Consider the following 17,299-nt stretch of genomic DNA (forward strand, 5'->3'; position numbering starts at 1 on the left):
GGCCGCCGGGGGCACCGGGGCCGCCGGGGGCACCGGGGAGGACCGCGTCCAGGTCACCCGACGCGCCCAGCTCCGCTACGACGGCACCGACACCACCCTCACCGTCGAGCTGGCCGAGCCCGACGCCATGAGGCACGCCTTCGAAGAACGTCATCGCGCCACGTACTCCTTCACGCTGGACCGACCCGTCGTCGTGGAAGCCCTCTCCGTCGAAGCCACCGGCATCACCGCACCCCCCGATCTGTCCGCCCTCGCCCCGTACACCGGTGCCTCCCGCGCGCCGCGCGCCGTCCGGCTCCACACCGGCGGCGCCTGGCGGGACGTACCCCTCCACGACCGGGAGGCCCTTCCTCCCGGCGAGACCGTCCCCGGCCCCGCGATCATCACCGAGGCCGGCGCGACCACCGTCGTGGACGACGGCTGGCGGGCCGCCGCGACCGATGACGGGCATCTGCTCATGGAACGCACGGCGGTCACGCAGAGTTCCGAAGCCGACACGCAGGCCGACCCGGTCCTGCTCGAAGTCTTCAACAACCTCTTCATGTCGATCGCCGAACAGATGGGTGCGCGACTGGAGTCCACGGCCCAGTCCGTCAACATCAAGGAGCGGCTCGACTTCTCCTGCGCCCTGTTCGACCCGGACGGGAACCTGGTGGCGAACGCCCCCCACATCCCCGTCCACCTGGGCTCCATGGGAACAAGCGTCAAGGAGGTCGTCCGCCGTCGTGGCTCCGCCATGCGGCCGGGCGACAGCTACGCCGTCAACGACCCGTACCACGGCGGCACCCATCTGCCGGACGTCACCGTGATCACCCCCGTCTTCGACACCGACGACGCGTCCGACACGCACGGTGAACCGCGGATCCTGTTCCACGTGGCCTCACGCGGCCACCACGCCGAGATCGGCGGCATCGCCCCCGGCTCCATGCCGGCCCTCAGCCGCACCATCGAGGAGGAGGGCGTCCTCTTCGACAACTGGCTCCTCGCCGACGACGGCCGCCTCCGCGAGGAGGAGACCCGCCGGCTGCTCACCGAGGCCCCCTACCCCTCCCGCAACCCGGACACCAACCTGGCCGACCTGCGCGCCCAGATCGCCGCCAACCGCAAGGGCGTCGACGAGGTCCGCCGCATGATCGCCGAGTTCGGCCTCGACGTCGTCCAGGCATACATGCGGCACGTCCAGGACAACGCCGAGGAGGCCGTCCGCCGCGTCATCGACGCCCTGGACGACGGCGAGTACGCCTACGAGACCGACTCCGGCGCCGTCATCCGGGTCGGTGTCCGCGTCGACCGCGCCGAACGCCGGGCGACCATCGACTTCACCGGCACCTCGGCCCGGCTCGCCACCAACTTCAACGCGCCCCTCGCCGTCGTCGACGCGGCCGTCCTGTACGTCTTCCGCACCCTGGTCGCCGACGACATCCCGCTCAACGACGGCTGTCTGCGCCCCCTGGACATCGTCGTCCCGCCCGGGTCGATGCTCGCTCCCGAACCGCCCGCCGCCGTCGTCGCGGGCAACGTCGAGACCTCGCAGGCCATCACCGGCGCCCTCTACGCGGCGCTGCGCGTCCAGGCCGAGGGCTCCGGGACGATGAACAACGTCACCTTCGGCAACGAGCGGCACCAGTACTACGAGACCGTCGCCTCCGGATCCGGCGCGGGTGACGGCTTCCCCGGCGCCGACGTGGTCCAGACCCACATGACCAACTCCCGGCTCACCGACCCGGAGATCCTGGAGTGGCGGCTGCCGGTCCGGCTGGAGGAGTTCGCCGTCCGGCGGGGGAGCGGGGGCACGGGCCGGTGGCGCGGCGGCGACGGCGCCGTACGCCGCATCCGGTTCCTCGAACCGATGACCGTCTCCACGCTCTCCCAGCACCGTCGCGTGCCGCCGTACGGCATGGCCGGCGGCGCCCCCGGAGCGCTCGGCGCCAACCGGGTGGAGCGGGCCGACGGCTCGGTCACCGACCTCGGGGCCAGCGGCTCGGCCGACGTCGGCCCCGGCGACGTACTCGTCATCGAAACCCCCGGTGGCGGCGGCTACGGCCGACCGTCACCCGACACCCATCAAGCAGGAGAAGAGATCGATGATCTTCGGGCGTTCTGAGCGCGGCAAGCCCCCGGTCGAGCCCGTCACGCTCAAGATCCTGGTGGCCGGCGGCTTCGGCGTGGGCAAGACGACCCTCGTCGGCGCGGTCAGCGAGATCAGGCCGCTGCGCACCGAGGAACTGCTCACCGAGGCCGGGCGGCCCGTCGACGACACCAGTGGAGTGGAGGGCAAGCACACCACCACGGTGGCCATGGACTTCGGCCGCATCACGCTGCGCGAGGACCTGGTGCTCTACCTCTTCGGCACGCCCGGGCAGGAACGGTTCTGGTTCATGTGGGACGAACTGTCCGAAGGTGCCCTCGGCGCGGTCGTGCTCGCCGACACCCGCCGCCTGGAGGACTGCTTCGCGGCCATCGACTACTTCGAGCGGCGCTCCATCCCGTTCCTCGTCGGCGTCAACTGCTTCGAGGGGGCCGCCCGCTACCCCGGCGAGTCCGTCCGCCAGGCACTGGACCTGGACGACGACGTGCCCGTCCTGCTGTGTGACGCCCGGGACCGGGCGTCGGTCAAGGAGGTCCTCATCGGGCTCGTCCGGCACGCGATGGACCACGCGTCCGACCGCCGCCAGGCCGTCGGCTGACCGGTCTGACACGGCCCGTACCCCCGCCGACCGGGGTACGGGCCGTGGTCCTGTGCGGAGCGCCCCCGCCCCCGCCCACGCTCCCGCCCACGCGCGCGTGCGCCGGCCCGGCGCCGCTACGCCCCGCCCTCCCCGAGCCGGCCGAAGCTCCCCTCCACGGCCCTGCGCCGGTTCCGGTACTCGCGGTCCCGGACCGGCGCCTCCGTCGCCGGCGTCCTGTGCGCCTCCCGCTGCCAGTTCGGCCGCGGCTCGCCCAGGTCGCGCCACACGCCGGTGGCCACCCCGGCCGCGCAGGCGGCCCCCAGGCAGGTCGCCTCCGGCACCCGGGGCCGGATCACCGGCACGCCGAGGACGTCCGCCTGGCGCCGCACGAGCAGCGCGTCGCCGGGCATGACGCCGTCGGGCTTCAGCGTGTTCTCGCCGGTGCCCGCGTCGGGCCAGGTCTGCCCGAACAGGGCGGCCTGCTGATCGACCAGCGCCGAGGCCACGGGAACCCCGGACAGCTGCCCGACCGCGGTGCCGTACACCTCGGCGGAGGACCTGATCTCGGGCAGCACGGCCTCGGGCACGTTCAACGCGGACAGCAGGAAGGGGTCCCACCGGAGGGTGTCCAGGTTCATCAGCATGGTGCGGGCGGCGTTCGTGACGCCGGTGACGTGCCGGCCGCCGTCGGCGCCACCCGTGAGGTTCCAGATCAGCCAGGAGTCGACGGTCCCGAACGCGATCTCGCCGCTTTCGGCCCGCCGGCGCAGGCCGGGCACGTGGTCCAGCAGCCAGGCCGCCTTGGGGCCCGCGCGGCAGGCGGCCAGGGACAGGCCGGTCAGCTCGCGGAACCGGTCCTCGCCGTCCGCGCCGCCCAGCTCGTCGCAGAGCGCCGCGGTGCGGGTGTCCTGCCGGACGAGGGCGTTGTGCACGGGCTTGCCGGTGGCGCGGTCCCACAGGACCGTCGTATCCCGCTGGTTGGTGATGCCGAGGGCGCTCAGCCGGTCGGCCCGCAGCCCCGCCCGGGCGAGCGCGCCGGCGACCACGGCCTGCACCTTGGACCAGATCTCGGCGGCGTCGTGCTCCACCCAGCCCGGCCGGGGACGGATCTGCCGGTGTTCGCGCCGGTCGACGGCGACGATCGCGCCGCTGTGGTCGAAGACGGCGCAACGGCTGGACGTGGTGCCCTGGTCGATGGCGGCGACGTACGTGCCGGCGGTGTCCGTCATGGCTGTCCCTGGGTCGCTGGGGATGGACGGGAGCCCTGTGGGTTGCCGGGGTGGACATGGACGGGGGTGGACGGGGGTGGACGGGGGCCGTGGTGGCGGAAGCCGGGGCGGCGGTGCCCGGCGGTCGTGGGCGGACGGTTCCCTTGGTGACTTCAGCCGAAGGCAGGGAGGAACCCGCGCCCCGCCCGGCGTCCGTGACGAGCGTGCCGTCGCAGCCGGATCGCAGCGGAGAGCCGGTCCGTGGAGCGGGACGGACCCGTGCCGCGGTGTCCGGCGACTCCGGGAACGTACGGCGATGCGGGCTGACACCGGGAAGTGTTCACCGGCGTCCCGGGGGCGTCAAGGTGGTGGACGGCGACGGTGACACCGGCCCGCGCGGCGCCCTCGCGGGGCGCGGGCGCGGCGACGGACGCGTGTGCCAGGGGCGCTGCGGGGGGCTTACCACCGTGGCTCGGCTGTCGCGTGCCCGGCCGGTGCCGCGGCCGGGTGCCCCGGGCCGCCGCGCCGGACCTCGTGGCCGGGGAACCCGGCGCGCCCGAGCACCCAGCTCGCCCCGGTGAGCGCCTTGGCCGCCTTCTTCAGCACAGCGAGCTGGGCGGCGGCCTGGTGATGGTCGCCCACACTGCCCGGACCGCAGACGACGGTCGCCAGGGACAGCGTGACCGGCCGGCCGGCCGCCACCCAGGAGGAGTCCAGCACCGCCGTCACGAGCGGAGGCAACGCCTCCTCGTCGGCCAGGACCAGGAAGTCGTCCCCACCGATGTGCCCCACGCGCGCGTGCCCCACCACCGCCCGCTGGAGCGCGCCGCCCACCGCACGGATCAGCTCGTCGCCGACGGCGAACCCGGCCGTGTCGTTGACCTGTTTGAAGTGGTCGATGTCCAGCCAGCTGAGCGCGAACGGCCGGCCGTCGCGGATGCGCCGGCCCACCTCGCCCACGATCGCGTCCGAACCCGGCAGCCGGGTCAGCGGGTTGAGGCCGGCCGCCTCCTCGACCCGGCTCTCGGCCAGCGCGCGCACCAGATCGGCCAGCCGTACGACCCCCACGCACCGGCCGTGTTCGTCGACCACCGCCACGTCGTCGGACGTCCGGTCCCGGTCGCCCACCGCCACCACCTCCAGCACCTCCCAGGCCGTGGCGTCGGCACCGACCGTGCGGGGAGCGTCGCCGAGCTTGCGGGCCGGCCGGTCGGCGTAGAGGGCGTGTCCGTAGCGGCCGGACATCGACAGCAGGAAGCGTGAACGGTGCACGGACCGGACGGGCCGGCCGGCCGGGTCCACCAGCAGCACCCCGGAGACCTCCGGCGAGCCCGTCAGCAGGGCCCGCACCTGCCCGGCCGAGGCGGTCAGCGGCAGCACGGCGGCGGGCCGCACGAACTCCCGCACCGACGGCCCGGAGCGCGGCGCGGACACGGCACCGGGGGTCAGGGACGGCACGTACACGTCCGCCGCGGGAATCCGGGCCGGGGGCGCGAACAGCTCGCCCTGGGCCAGCTGCGCACCGGCCGCCAGGGCCGCCGCGCACTGGAGTTCGGTCTCCACCCCCTCCACCCCGACCAGGGCGCCCAGTCCCTCGCACAGCGTCCGCATCGCCCGCACGGCGGCCGGCCGGGCCAGCAGCGAGGCGTCGAGCTTGACCAGGTCGGGGGAGAGGTCGGTGAGCAGCCTGAGCGGTACGTCGCCGTCCCCGACGCCGTCCGCGCTGATCCGGAAGCCCTGCTCGCGCAGCGCGGCCACCGCCTCCAGCAGGGCCCGCTGCGGCACGTGCGTGTAGGGCGGGACGATGTCGAGGGTGATCTCCCAGGGCATGCGTCCGGCCGCGCGTACGGCGCCGTGCAGTGGCGTGAGGCCGCCGAGGTCGGCGAGCGTGGCCGCGAACACGTTCAGGTGCAGGGGCAGCAGCGTCTCCTTGCGTGCCGCCGCACGCAGGGCCAGCACGGCCAGGTCGCCGTCCAGTTCGGGATCCCGGCGGGCCTCGGCCAGCACGTCGCCGGTCTCCGGGCGGGCGAGCGTCTCCACAGCGGTGACCGCGCCCGTCCTCAGGTTGACCACCGGCTGGAAGGCGAAGCGGAGAGTATCCGTCCAGGAGTGCACGGCAGCATGATGGCGCGGCCCGAACCCGCCCAGGAGCAGTTCATAAGACGTTCACGCAGGATTCCGGGGCGGTCACACAGCGTGGGTGGCTTCGCGGCCGCGCCTCACAGGACATCGCCCACGGCGCGGCCGCTCACCGCACCGCGATCACCGAGGAACCGTGCCCGAACAGTCCCTGGTTGGCCGTGACACCGACCCGTGCCCCGGCCACCTGACGGTCCCCAGCCGCACCTCTGAGCTGCCAGGTCAGCTCACAGACCTGGGCGATGGCCTGGGCCGGCACGGCTTCCCCGAAGGAGGCCAGGCCGCCGCTGGTGTTCACGGGTGTCCGGCCGCCCGGGCCGGTCACGCCGTCCCGGAGCAGCTTGGCGCCGCCGCCCTCGCCGCACAGTCCGAGGTCCTCGTACCACTGCAGCTCCAGCGCGGTGGACAGGTCGTACACCTCGGCCAGGGACAGGTCCTCGGGGCCGACGCCCGCCTCCTCGTAGGCGGCCCGGGCGATGGACGCCCGGAAGGTCTCGGCCGCGGGGGGCACCGAGGCCGCGGAGTCCGTGGCGATGTCCGGCAGGTCCAGCACCGTGCGGGGGAAGCGGGGCGTCACCGTCGACACCGCCCGGATCCGCACCGGGCGGGCGACACCGTGCCGGCGCGCGAAGTCCAGGCTGGACAGCACCAGGGCGGCACCGCCGTCGGAGGTGGCGCAGATGTCCAGCAGCCGCAGCGGGTCGGCGACGACCGCGGAGGCGGCCACCTCCCCGGCGGTGACCCGCTTGCGGTAGCGGGCGTACGGGTTGAGCGCCCCGAAGGCCGCGTTCTTCACCTTGACCAGCGCGAAGTCCTCCGGAGTGTCCCCGTGCACGGCCATCCGCCGCCGCGCGTACAGCCCGAAGTACGCCGGGTTCGTCGCACCGAGCAGACGGAACCGCTGCCAGTCCGGATCGTCGGGTCGCTCCCCGCCCGCGGGCCGGAAGAAGCCCTTGGGGGCGGCGTCCGCGCCCACCACCAGGACGACGTCCGCGAGGCCGGCGAGGATCTGCGCCCGCGCGGCGGAGACGGCCTGGGCCCCCGACGCGCACGCCGCGTACACGCTGGTCACCCGGGCCCCCTGCCAGCCCAGGGCCCTGGCGAAGCTCGCCCCCGCGACATAGCCGGGATATCCGCCGCGCACCGTGTCCGCGCCCACGACGGAGCCGACGTCCCGCCAGTCGACACCCGCGTCGGCGAGAGCCGCGCGGGCCGCCGCCGCCCCGTACTCGATGAAGCCGCGGCCCCACTTGCCCCAGGGATGCATGCCCGCGCCGAGCACCGCCACGTCCGTCGTCATGCCGTCACCCCCGTGGGCCGCCAGTGCCAGATCGTCCAGGTCGTCTCCGTGTCCTCGTGCAGCACTCCGGGGACGGCCTCCACCTCCATGCCGACCCTCAGATCGGCGACGGTGACACCAGGGGCCGCCTGTCCCAGCACCACGAGCCGTTCGGCCGCCAGCTCCACCGCGATCAACGCGTACGGATCCCACGGAAGTTCCGGGTTACTCACATAGGGTGACGGCGGGCGGTACCGGCTGTCCGTGTACGACCAGACACGACCCCTTCGTGACAACGGCACTTCCTCCAGGGGGCCGCCCGCGCAGTGCGGATTGCGGCAATGGACGTCCTCACGCGGGAAGAAGACCGTGGCGCAGGCCGTGCAGCGAGTGCCCAGGAGGCGGAAGCCGTCACCCTCACCGGTGAACCAGTCGGCGACCGCGGGCTTGCGTCTGTCCGGCAAAGTCCCTCCCCGGGAAGCGATCTGACAGAGCGTCAGAAGTGTGCCACAGGCAACCGTAAATGAGCAGGCGAAATCTGTGAACCGAACGACCCCGGACGGCGTCGTGGTACACGAGAGGCGGCCGGGACCGACGGGGGTGATTCCGGCCGCCCCTCCCACGCCGCTCGTTCCTGACACCTCGCCACCGGAACACGGCCCTCCCCTGATCGGATACAGTCCGCGCGTGTCCGAAACTCAGCACCCAACTGTCAACTCTGCGGCGAACTCTTACTGTTCGCACTGCGGAGCGCCCTATGGAGAGGGCATCTCCGGCTGGCCGCGCACCTGCCCGTCCTGCGGAACCGTCACCTACCGCAACCCCCTGCCGGTGGCGGTCGCACTCCAGCCCGTGTACGACACCAAGGGCACGGCCCTGGTCGTCATCACCCGGACCATCGCCCCCGCGCGCGGAGGCGTGGCTCTGCCCGGCGGCTACATCGACGACGGCGAGGACTGGAAACAGGCCGTCGTGCGCGAACTCAGGGAAGAGACCGGCATCGACGCCGCCGTCCGCGACGTCCGGCTCGTCGACGCCATGAGCTCATCCGACGGACACCTGCTGCTGTTCGGACTCCTGCCGGAACGCCCTGCGGACGGACTGCCGGCCGCCGGGCCCACGGACGAGACGGAGGGCTGGCACCTGCTGCGCAGGCCCGAGGAACTCGCCTTCCCCCTCCACACGCTGGCCGCCAAGGCGTGGTTCGAGGGCCGCTACGTCTGAGCCGGGCGGCTCAGCCGAGCCCCGCACCCGCACCCGCACCGGACGGTACGTCTCAGCCGGGCGGCGCAGCAGCCGAGCCCCCCACCCGCACCGGACGGCACGGCTGAGCCGGGCGGCTCAGCCGAGCCCCCGCACCCGCACCGGACGGGGCGGCTCCGTCCCTCCGCCCTCCACCTCGCGGGTGACCACCACCCGCCCGCCCTGCCGGCGGGCCGCATAGCGCTCGATCTCCGGTTCCTCCCACCCGTCGCCCGCGTCCGGCACCACCAGACCGCCCCCGGTCCGCCCGTGCGCGGGCGCCCACACCTCCAGCTCCAGCCCGCCGTCGGCGCCCGTCACGGGCAGCACCGCCCCCGCGCGCGCGAACACCGGCACCCGGGACAGCGGCGCGTCGACGACAACCCGCCCGGGCCCCTCGTGAGTCTCTTCCGTCACCGTGTCGTACCAGCGGCCCCGCGGCAGGCGCACCGCCCGCCGCCCGGCACCGGGGTCCAGCACCGGAGCCACCAGGAGGCTGTCGCCCAGCAGAAACGCGTCCTCGCAGTCACGCAGAGCCCGGTCCTCCGGCGCCCCCCACCACAGGGGCCGCACATAGGGCGCCCCGGTCCGCCGGGCCAGATGCGACAGCGTCACGAAGTACGGCAGCAGCCGACGGCGTTCGAGCAGCGCCCCGCGCGCGTGCTCCAGCACCTCGGCACCGAACTCCCAGGGCTCTCCGAGCCCCGCCGGGGGACCCGCGTGCGTGCGGAACAACGGCAGATAGGCGCCCAGCTGCAGCCACCGCAGATACAGCTCCGGTGACGGGCCGCCGTCGACACCCCCCACGTCCGGACCCGAGTACGGCACCCCGCACAGGCCGAGCCCCAACACCAGCGACAGCGACGCCCGCAGCCCCGGCCAGCCCGTCGCCACGTCCCCCGACCACGTGCCGCCGTACCGCTGCAGGCCCGCCCACCCCGAGCGGGAGAACACGAACGGCCGCTCCCGGGGCGCCAGCTCCCGCAGACCTTCGCAGGCCGCCCGAGCCATGCACAGCGCATACACGTTGTGCGCCTCACGGTGATCACCGCCGCGCCCCTCCAGCGCGTGCCGGGCCGAGCGCGGCAACGTCGGTTCACCGAAGGCACCGAACGACGTCGGCTCGTTCATGTCATGCCAGAACCCCGCGAAACCCTGCCCCAGCCGCTCCCCGTAGAGCGCACCCCACCACGCGCGCACGCGCGCGTCCGTGAAATCCGGGAAGACCGACTCCCCGGCCCGCCCGACGCCCCCGACCGTACGGCCCTGCGCGTCCCGGACGAACGCGTCCACGGCCGAACCGCTCTCGAACACGGCGTCACCCGGCACCGCCCGCACGGCCGGATCGACGACCGACACCAGCCTGATGCCGTCCCGGCGCAGCTCCTCCGCCAGCACCGGCAGCTTCGGGAACCGCTCCTGGTCGACGGTGAACACCCGGCGCTCGTCATGGTGACCGACACCGAGGTGGACGGCGTCCAGCGGCAGACCACGCTCCTGATACCCCGCGACGACCCGGCGCACCTCCTGCTCGTCGCCGCAGCCCCACCGCGCGTGATGATGCCCCAGCGCCCACGCAGGCGGCAGCGCCGGCGCCCCGGCCAGCGACGCCCACGTGTGCAGCACGCGCGCGGGAGTGCCCACCATCACCCAGCAGCGCAGCGGCCCCCCGTCCATGCGCACCTCGCAGTGCCCCGCCCGGTCGTGCCCGGACCCGGCACCCTCCGCACCCTCCCGCAGCACCACCGAGCCGTCCCAGGTGGTGTCATGGAACACCAGGTGCGTGCCCGCGTCCGCCACCACCAGCTGCACCGGCATCGTCAGATACAGCGGATCGTCCCCGGCCCCGGACGCACGGCCGGCATCGGCGTTCCACAGCCGGTACACGCCGTCGCGCAGCCGTGGTCCGCCCGCACGCCCGCCCAGCCCGAAGAACCGGGCGTCCGCCGCCACCTCCGACCGCTGCATCCAGCGCGCCGCGCCCCCGCCGACCGGCTCCCACCAGCGCGGCGGCAGCTCCCGCCGCAGCACCACCCCGCCCGGCGTGCACACCTGCACCGCACCGTGCCGCGACACGACCACGGTCACCCGCTCGGCCACCACCCGCCAGCCGCCGTCCTTGTCGGGCTCCAGCACCGCCCGGGGATCCGGCTCGGGACCACCCCCCGCCAGTGCGTACGACGGCTGCGGGCCCGCCCCGTCCCACCCCCAGAAGACCGCTCCGTTCACCGCGACGACGATGCGCAGCTCGGAGCGGCCGAACCGGATCAGACCCCCGCCCGGACCCGGCTCCACGCCCTGCACCTGCCCCGGCACCCGGGCCCGCTCGGGCCCCCGGCGCGGCAGCCCCGCCGCGTCGATACGCTTCCGGCGCCACGCGGCCCGTACGGTACGCAACCCCAGCCCCGCCCACCCCGAACCGACCACACTCACCGAACGCACCAGGTCACGACCGTCCATGCTGCTCACCCTGCCACCGAGCGCCCCGCCCGCGGGTGTCGTTCAACTGCCGTTCACCCGTGCCGCGACCACATCTTCATGACGTGGACTATGTGGGGCACACCCTGGTGCAGAAGTCGATCACATGGCATCGTCCCTGTCAGCCGCGTCACGCGCACACCCCAGCAGCGTGCGCGGACCGACGCCCACGACGCGTACAGCCCGGGAGCCTCCCATGTCGACCGCGAACCCCCAGCCGCTCTGGCAGCCCGATCCCGAGCGGATCGCCCAGGCCCGCATCACCCAGTTCCAGGCATGGGCCGCCGAGCACCACGGCGCTCCGGCCGAGGGCGGCTACCCGGCCCTGCACCGGTGGTCCGTCGACGAGCTGGAGACCTTCTGGACAGCCGTCACCGAGTGGTTCGGCGTACGGTTCTCGACGCCCTGCACACGCGTCCTCGGTGACCGCGCCATGCCCGGCGCCCGGTGGTTCCCCGGCGCCACCCTCAACTACGCCGAGCACGCCCTGCGCGCCACGGCCGACCGCGCCGACGAGCCCGCCCTGCTGTACGTGGACGAGACCCACGAGCCGCGCCCGGTCACCTGGTCCGAGCTGAGCCGCCAGGTCGGCTCCCTCGCCGCGGAACTCCGCGCGCTCGGCGTACGCCCCGGCGACCGCGTCAGCGGCTACCTCCCCAACATCCCCCAGGCCGTCGTCGCCCTCCTCGCCTCGGCCGCCGTCGGCGCCGTCTGGACCTCCTGCGCCCCCGACTTCGGCGCCCGCAGCGTCCTCGACCGCTTCCAGCAGGTCGAACCGGTCGTCCTGTTCACCGTCGACGGCTACCGCTACGGCGGCAAGGAACACGACCGCCGCGAGATCGTCGCCGAGCTGCGCCGGGAGCTGCCCACCCTGCGCGCCGTCGTCCACATCCCGCTGCTGGGCACCGACGCCCCGGAGGGCGCACTGGAATGGTCGGCGCTCACGTCCGGGGACGCCGAGCCGGTCTTCGAACAGGTCCCCTTCGACCACCCGCTGTGGGTCCTGTACTCCTCCGGCACGACCGGCCTGCCCAAGGCCATCGTCCAGTCCCAGGGCGGCATCCTGGTCGAACACCTCAAGCAGCTCGGCCTGCACTGCGACCTCGGCCCCGGGGACCGCTTCTTCTGGTACACCTCGACCGGCTGGATGATGTGGAACTTCCTCGTCTCCGGCCTGCTCACCGGGACCACGATCGTCCTGTACGACGGCAGCCCCGGATACCCGGACACGGGAGCCCAGTGGCGCATCGCCGAGCGCACCCGGGCCACCGTCTACGGCACCTCCGCCGCCTACGTCATGGCCTGCCGCAAGGCCGGTGTCCACCCCGGCCGCGACCACGACCTGACCAGCGTCAAGTGCGTCGCCACCACCGGCTCGCCGCTGCCGCCCGACGGCTTCCGCTGGCTGCACGACGAGGTCCGCGACGACCTGTGGATCGCCTCCGTCAGCGGCGGCACCGACGTCTGCTCCTGCTTCGCCGGCGGCGTACCCACGCTGCCGGTGTACACCGGCGAACTCCAGGCGCCCGGCCTGGGCACCGACCTGCAGTCCTGGGACCCCAGCGGAAAACCCCTCGTGGACGAGGTCGGCGAGCTGGTCGTCACCAACCCCATGCCGTCCATGCCGATCCACTTCTGGAACGACCCCGACGGCAGCCGCTACCACGCCAGCTACTTCGACACCTACCCCGGCGCCTGGCGCCACGGCGACTGGATCACCCTCACCTCACGCGGCACCGTGATCATCCACGGCCGCTCCGACTCCACCCTGAACCGCCAGGGCGTGCGCATGGGCTCCGCCGACATCTACGAGGTCGTCGAGCGCCTGCCCGAGATCAGGGAATCCCTCGTCATCGGCGTCGAACAGCCCGACGGCGGCTACTGGATGCCGCTCTTCGTCCGCCTCGCACCGGGAGCCGCCCTGGACGAGGAACTCCTGGACCGAGTCAAGCGGACCATCCGTGAACAGCTCTCGCCACGCCACGTTCCCGACGAGATCATCGAAGTGCCCGGCATCCCCCACACCCTCACCGGCAAACGCATCGAAGTCCCGGTCAAGCGGCTCCTCCAGGGCACACCACTGGAGAAGGCGGTCAACCCGGGCTCCATCGACGACCTCGGCCTGCTCCACTTCTTCCAGGAACTCGCCCGCGAACGCGGCTGACACCGTCCGCCCCACCGGAAGAACACCCTGCGCACACGGTCCCGGCCCCACGCCTACCCGGCAACGGCATCCGGGACCGCCTCCGCGCCTCTCCCCCGAAACCACCCATGACCAGCACAGACAGGCCACCCGGGCCGACCTGCGGCCGAACCTGGGACAGTCGTTGTCAGTGCCGCCGGTTACGGTGAGTGAGCACTGATCGACTGCGCACTGGGGGAAAACATGGCGCACACCGACCACCGGACCATGCGACGCGTCCTGCGCCGCGAGATCGCCGGCACCATCGGCATCCTCACCGACGACCACGACTTCCGCTCCATGCGGCGCTACCGCAGCTTCACCTTCGACGACCACGAGACCTACCTCCACCAGCTGGAGACGGTCCTCAGGGCCCGCGCCGCACAGGGCACCCACACCACACTCGCCCTGTTCGACCCCGAGGACTACGCCGCGTACTGCGCGGACACCGGCATCGACCCGGAAGCCCCGGCAAGCCGGACCCGGTTCACCGCCGAACTCGCCGCCACCGGCCCCACCATCCCCTACGACGGCCGCCCCCTCGCCACCCTCCTGCCCGCCCTCGTGGACGAAGCCGTCCGCCAGGCCACCTGGGAGTACACCACCACCCTCCTGACCCGCCTCGGCCCCTGCGCCACCTGCGGCGAGGACATCGGCCGTGCCGCCTTCACCCGCGCCGCCAGCCTCCTCACCGGCATCCTCGACACCGCACCGCCCGGCGACCGGCACCTCGTCTGCACCGTCTCCGGCGCCCCGGACACCCTCGTCTCCGTCCTGCACGGCGACCAGGACCCGCACGGCGCGACCCGCCTGGACGAGGCGGAGGCCCTCGAGTTCACCAGCGTGCTCGCCCTCGGCCTCGCCACCCGCAGCCCCGGCGGACTCGTCATGCGCACCAGCGCCGCCGGAGCGGCCGACCGGGTCTACGGCTGGCGACTGCGCGCAGGCGCCCTCGAACCCCTGACAGCGGCCGAGGTCTTCGACGCCTACTGCACCGACGCCGAGACCGGAGACCTCGTCCCGCCCGAGCCCGGCGTCGACTACCGCGAGCCGCCCGACCTCGGAGACGCGAGCACAGCACCGGAGCACCGCCACTGACGGCCGGCACCACGCCCCGGGAACGCACCAGGGGCGTCCTGCCCGAAAGCAGGACGCCCCTGACCCGGCGCACCCGCAGGCGCCGGTACGGCTACTCGCCCGACAGCACCGCCTGAGCCGCGCCGCGCGCCTCCTCGGCACTGTCCGCCGCACGCGCCGCCGCCGCGGCCCGCTCGCACTGCGCCAGCGTGTACTTCGCCAGCGCGGCCCTGACATACGGGATCGACGCCGAACCCATGGACAGGGAGGTGACACCCAGACCGGTCAGCACACACGCCAGCAGCGGATCGGATGCGGCCTCGCCGCACACCCCGCAGCTCTTCCCCTCGGCCCTGGCCGCCTCCGCGGACAGCGCGACGAGGTCGAGCAGAGCGGGCTGCCACGGGTCCTGCAGGCGGGAGACCGCCCCCACCTGACGGTCCGCCGCGAACGTGTACTGCGCGAGGTCGTTGGTCCCCAGCGACAGGAACTCGACCTCCTGCAGGATCGAGCGCGCCCGCAGCGCGGCTGACGGAATCTCGACCATCGCGCCGAACTTGGCCCGCAGCCCGGCCTCCCGGCAGGCGTCCGCGAACGCCTTCGCGTCCCTGCGGTCCGCCACCATGGGCGCCATCACCTCAAGGTAGACGGGGAGCCCCTCGGCGGCCTTCGCCAGCGCCGTCAGCTGGGTGCGCAGCACCTCGGGGTGGTCGAGCAGCGTCCGCAGCCCCCGCACACCCAGCGCGGGGTTCGGCTCGTCCGCCGGGGTCAGGAAGTCCAGCGGCTTGTCCGCACCCGCGTCCAGCACCCGCACGACCACACGGCCCTCGGGGAACGCCTCCAGCACCTGCCGGTAGGCGTGCACCTGCTTCTCCTCGGAAGGAGCGTTCTTGCTGTCGTCCAGGAACAGGAACTCGGTACGGAACAGCCCGACACCCTCGGCACCCGCCTCGACCGCGGCCGGCACGTCCGCCGGGCCGCCCACGTTGGCCAGCAGCGGCATCTTGTGCCCGTCCGCGGTCGCCCCGGGCCCCGTCGCGGCGGCCAGCGCGGCCTTGCGCTCGGCAGCCGCGGCCTCCAGCCGGGCCTTCTTCTCCTCGCTCGGGTTCACGAAGACGTCGCCGGTGCTGCCGTCCACGGCGATCAACGTGCCCTCGGCCAGCTCACCGGCGCCCGGCAGCGCCACGACGGCCGGTACTCCCAGCGCCCGCGCCAGGATGGCGCTGTGACTGGTCGGACCGCCCTCCTCGGTCACGAAACCGAGGACCAGCGAGGGGTCGAGCAGCGCCGTGTCGGCGGGAGCCAGGTCCCGCGCCACGAGCACATAGGGCTGGTCACTGTCCGGGACACCCGGCATCGGAACGCCCAGCAGCCGGGCGACGATACGGTTCCGCACGTCGTCGAGGTCTGCCACGCGCCCCGCGAGGTACTCGCCGGCGCCCGCCAGCAGCTCCCGGTACGCGGCGAAGGCGTCGTACACGGCGCGCTCGGCGGTGCTGCCGACGGCGATCCGCCGGTCCACGTCGGCCATCAGCTCGGGGTCCTGGGCCATCATGGCCTGCGCCTCCAGCACGGCCTGGGCCTCGCCCCCCGCCAGATTGCCGCGTGCCGTCAGGTCGGCGGCCACGGCGTCCACCGCCTGGCGGGCCCGCCCCTGCTCGCGCTCGGCGTCCTCGGTGGGGATCTGCTTGGCCGGCGGCTCCAGCACCGCCGTACCCATGTGCCGAACCTCGCCGATCGCCACGCCATGGCTCACGCCGACGCCTCGCAGCGTTGTCTCCATCTCACCGTCTCCGCTAGTGCGGCGGAACCCGCCGCGGTGGTTGTCCTGTGGGCCGCCCTGCGGCGGCACTCCCGTCAGTTCCAGGAGAAGAGGCTGTCGCCGGTCGTCACGTCACCGCTGTCACGGAGGTCGGAGAGAGCCTCGGCGGTGGCCTCGAGGGCGACGATCGGGCACACCGGGGACTTGCCGGCGGCTTCGACGGCGGCGGGGTTCCAGCGCACGACGGCCTGGCCGCGGGTGACGGTGTCCCCCTTGTTGACGAGCAGCTCGAAGCCCTCGCCGTTGAGCTGCACGGTGTCGATGCCGAGGTGGGTGAGCACGCCGTGCCCATTGTCGTCGACCACGACGAAGGCGTGCGGGTGCAGGGAGACGATGACGCCGTCCACGGGCGACACGGCCTCGGAGGCCTCACGTACGGGGTCGATGGCGGTACCCGGGCCGACCATGGCCCCGGAGAAGACCGGATCCGGCACTGCGGCCAGTCCGATGGCCCGTCCGGCGAGCGGGGACGTCACGGTGGTCATGGGAAGCCTCCCAGGAGTGGAGCTGCAGGTAGGGCCGCCACTGCCTGTCCCTGACGGCGCACTGAGCAGCAGCGTATGTCAAAGGAAGTGGCGGTTCCGTATGGAACCTACCAGCAGGTGGTCTAGACCACCAACCCCATGGATTTGCACGGTCTCCGAGGCCGCGTGTACAGTCGTACTCCTGCTTGGGACGGAGCGACGCGAAAGCGACTCCACTCAGCAGCACTCAAACTCGTCAGATCCTATCTCGGGATCACTTCTGCATGTCCGCAGGAGAGTGGTCAGAGAGACGGAAAAACCCTGATAGAGTTTGAAACACCGAAGGGAAGCCCGGAGGAAAGCCCGAGAGGGTGAGTACAAAGGAAGCGACCGTTCCTTGAGAACTCAACAGCGTGCCAAAAATCAACGCCAGATATGTTGATACCCCGTCTCCGGTCATCATGATCGGGGCGAGGTTCCTTTGAAAAAACACAGCGAGGACGCTGAGAACGGTCGGGCCTATTCCGCCTGACTGTTCCGCTCATCGTGGTGTCGTCCCGATTACGGGAAAACATTCACGGAGAGTTTGATCCTGGCTCAGGACGAACGCTGGCGGCGTGCTTAACACATGCAAGTCGAACGATGAACCACTTCGGTGGGGATTAGTGGCGAACGGGTGAGTAACACGTGGGCAATCTGCCCTTCACTCTGGGACAAGCCCTGGAAACGGGGTCTAATA

13 protein-coding genes and 1 rRNA gene are annotated in these 17,299 nt (G+C 72.9%); 6 read left to right on the forward strand and 8 right to left on the reverse strand.

Annotated elements, in window-relative coordinates:
• Positions 1-2,104: hydantoinase B/oxoprolinase family protein (locus GT045_RS26760; RefSeq protein WP_202529064.1), on the forward strand; the 2,104-nt coding region annotated here is incomplete at its 5' end.
• Positions 2,085-2,687, forward strand: coding sequence for an ATP/GTP-binding protein (locus GT045_RS26765; protein WP_161335731.1), 603 nt, complete (start codon positions 2,085-2,087; stop codon positions 2,685-2,687). The genes GT045_RS26760 and GT045_RS26765, both read left to right, overlap by 20 nt.
• Before the next feature lie 116 nt (positions 2,688-2,803).
• On the opposite strand, the gene GT045_RS26770 is transcribed toward GT045_RS26765, so the two are convergent.
• The 4 genes from GT045_RS26770 to GT045_RS26785 form a co-directional block, all read right to left on the reverse strand.
• On the reverse strand, positions 2,804-3,898 hold the full coding sequence (locus GT045_RS26770) for an FGGY family carbohydrate kinase (protein ID WP_161335732.1): 1,095 nt from the start codon (positions 3,896-3,898) through the stop codon (positions 2,804-2,806).
• Between the two features lie 438 nt (positions 3,899-4,336).
• Positions 4,337-5,992, reverse strand: coding sequence for a GGDEF domain-containing protein (locus GT045_RS26775; RefSeq protein ID WP_161335733.1), 1,656 nt, complete (start codon positions 5,990-5,992; stop codon positions 4,337-4,339).
• Between the two features lie 133 nt (positions 5,993-6,125).
• Positions 6,126-7,316, reverse strand: a complete 1,191-nt coding sequence (locus GT045_RS26780; RefSeq protein ID WP_161335734.1) for a lipid-transfer protein — start codon at positions 7,314-7,316, stop codon at positions 6,126-6,128.
• Positions 7,313-7,759 carry a zinc ribbon domain-containing protein gene (locus GT045_RS26785; protein WP_161335735.1) on the reverse strand — a complete coding sequence of 149 codons (447 nt, stop codon included), beginning with the start codon at positions 7,757-7,759 and terminating at the stop codon, positions 7,313-7,315. Before GT045_RS26785 ends, GT045_RS26780 begins: the two co-directional genes overlap by 4 nt.
• 223 nt (positions 7,760-7,982) lie before the next feature.
• On the opposite strand from GT045_RS26785, the gene GT045_RS26790 reads away from it, so the two are divergent.
• Positions 7,983-8,519 carry an NUDIX domain-containing protein gene (locus GT045_RS26790; RefSeq protein ID WP_161335736.1) on the forward strand — a complete coding sequence of 179 codons (537 nt, stop codon included), beginning with the start codon at positions 7,983-7,985 and terminating at the stop codon, positions 8,517-8,519.
• Between the two features lie 117 nt (positions 8,520-8,636).
• Here the strand turns inward: GT045_RS26790 and GT045_RS26795 are convergent, their stop codons facing one another.
• Entirely contained in the window at positions 8,637-10,997 is a 2,361-nt protein-coding gene (locus tag GT045_RS26795; protein ID WP_202529065.1) for a glycoside hydrolase family 31 protein, read from the reverse strand.
• 214 nt (positions 10,998-11,211) lie between these two features.
• On the opposite strand from GT045_RS26795, the gene GT045_RS26800 reads away from it, so the two are divergent.
• On the forward strand, positions 11,212-13,179 hold the full coding sequence (locus GT045_RS26800) for an acetoacetate--CoA ligase (RefSeq protein ID WP_161335737.1): 1,968 nt from the start codon (positions 11,212-11,214) through the stop codon (positions 13,177-13,179).
• 222 nt (positions 13,180-13,401) lie between these two features.
• Positions 13,402-14,295, forward strand: a complete 894-nt coding sequence (locus GT045_RS26805; RefSeq protein ID WP_161335738.1) for a hypothetical protein — start codon at positions 13,402-13,404, stop codon at positions 14,293-14,295.
• A gap of 91 nt (positions 14,296-14,386) precedes the next feature.
• On the opposite strand, the gene ptsP is transcribed toward GT045_RS26805, so the two are convergent.
• From ptsP to GT045_RS26820, 3 genes are all read right to left on the reverse strand, one after another.
• The gene (gene ptsP, locus GT045_RS26810; RefSeq protein ID WP_161295470.1) at positions 14,387-16,057 is read right to left on the reverse strand and encodes a phosphoenolpyruvate--protein phosphotransferase; all 1,671 of its coding nucleotides are present in this window, start codon (positions 16,055-16,057) and stop codon (positions 14,387-14,389) included.
• A gap of 74 nt (positions 16,058-16,131) precedes the next feature.
• Positions 16,132-16,581, reverse strand: coding sequence for a PTS glucose transporter subunit IIA (locus GT045_RS26815; RefSeq protein ID WP_161335739.1), 450 nt, complete (start codon positions 16,579-16,581; stop codon positions 16,132-16,134).
• A gap of 253 nt (positions 16,582-16,834) precedes the next feature.
• Complete coding sequence (locus tag GT045_RS26820; RefSeq protein ID WP_202516182.1) at positions 16,835-17,023, reverse strand: hypothetical protein; 189 nt, start codon at positions 17,021-17,023, stop codon at positions 16,835-16,837.
• A 111-nt stretch (positions 17,024-17,134) separates the two neighbouring features.
• On the opposite strand from GT045_RS26820, the gene GT045_RS26825 reads away from it, so the two are divergent.
• Positions 17,135-17,299: ribosomal RNA gene (locus GT045_RS26825) — 16S ribosomal RNA — on the forward strand; the annotation flags it as partial.

Origin of the sequence: Streptomyces sp. SID486 (assembly GCF_009865385.1) — a bacterium.
Taxonomy (GTDB): Bacteria; Actinomycetota; Actinomycetes; order Streptomycetales; family Streptomycetaceae; genus Streptomyces.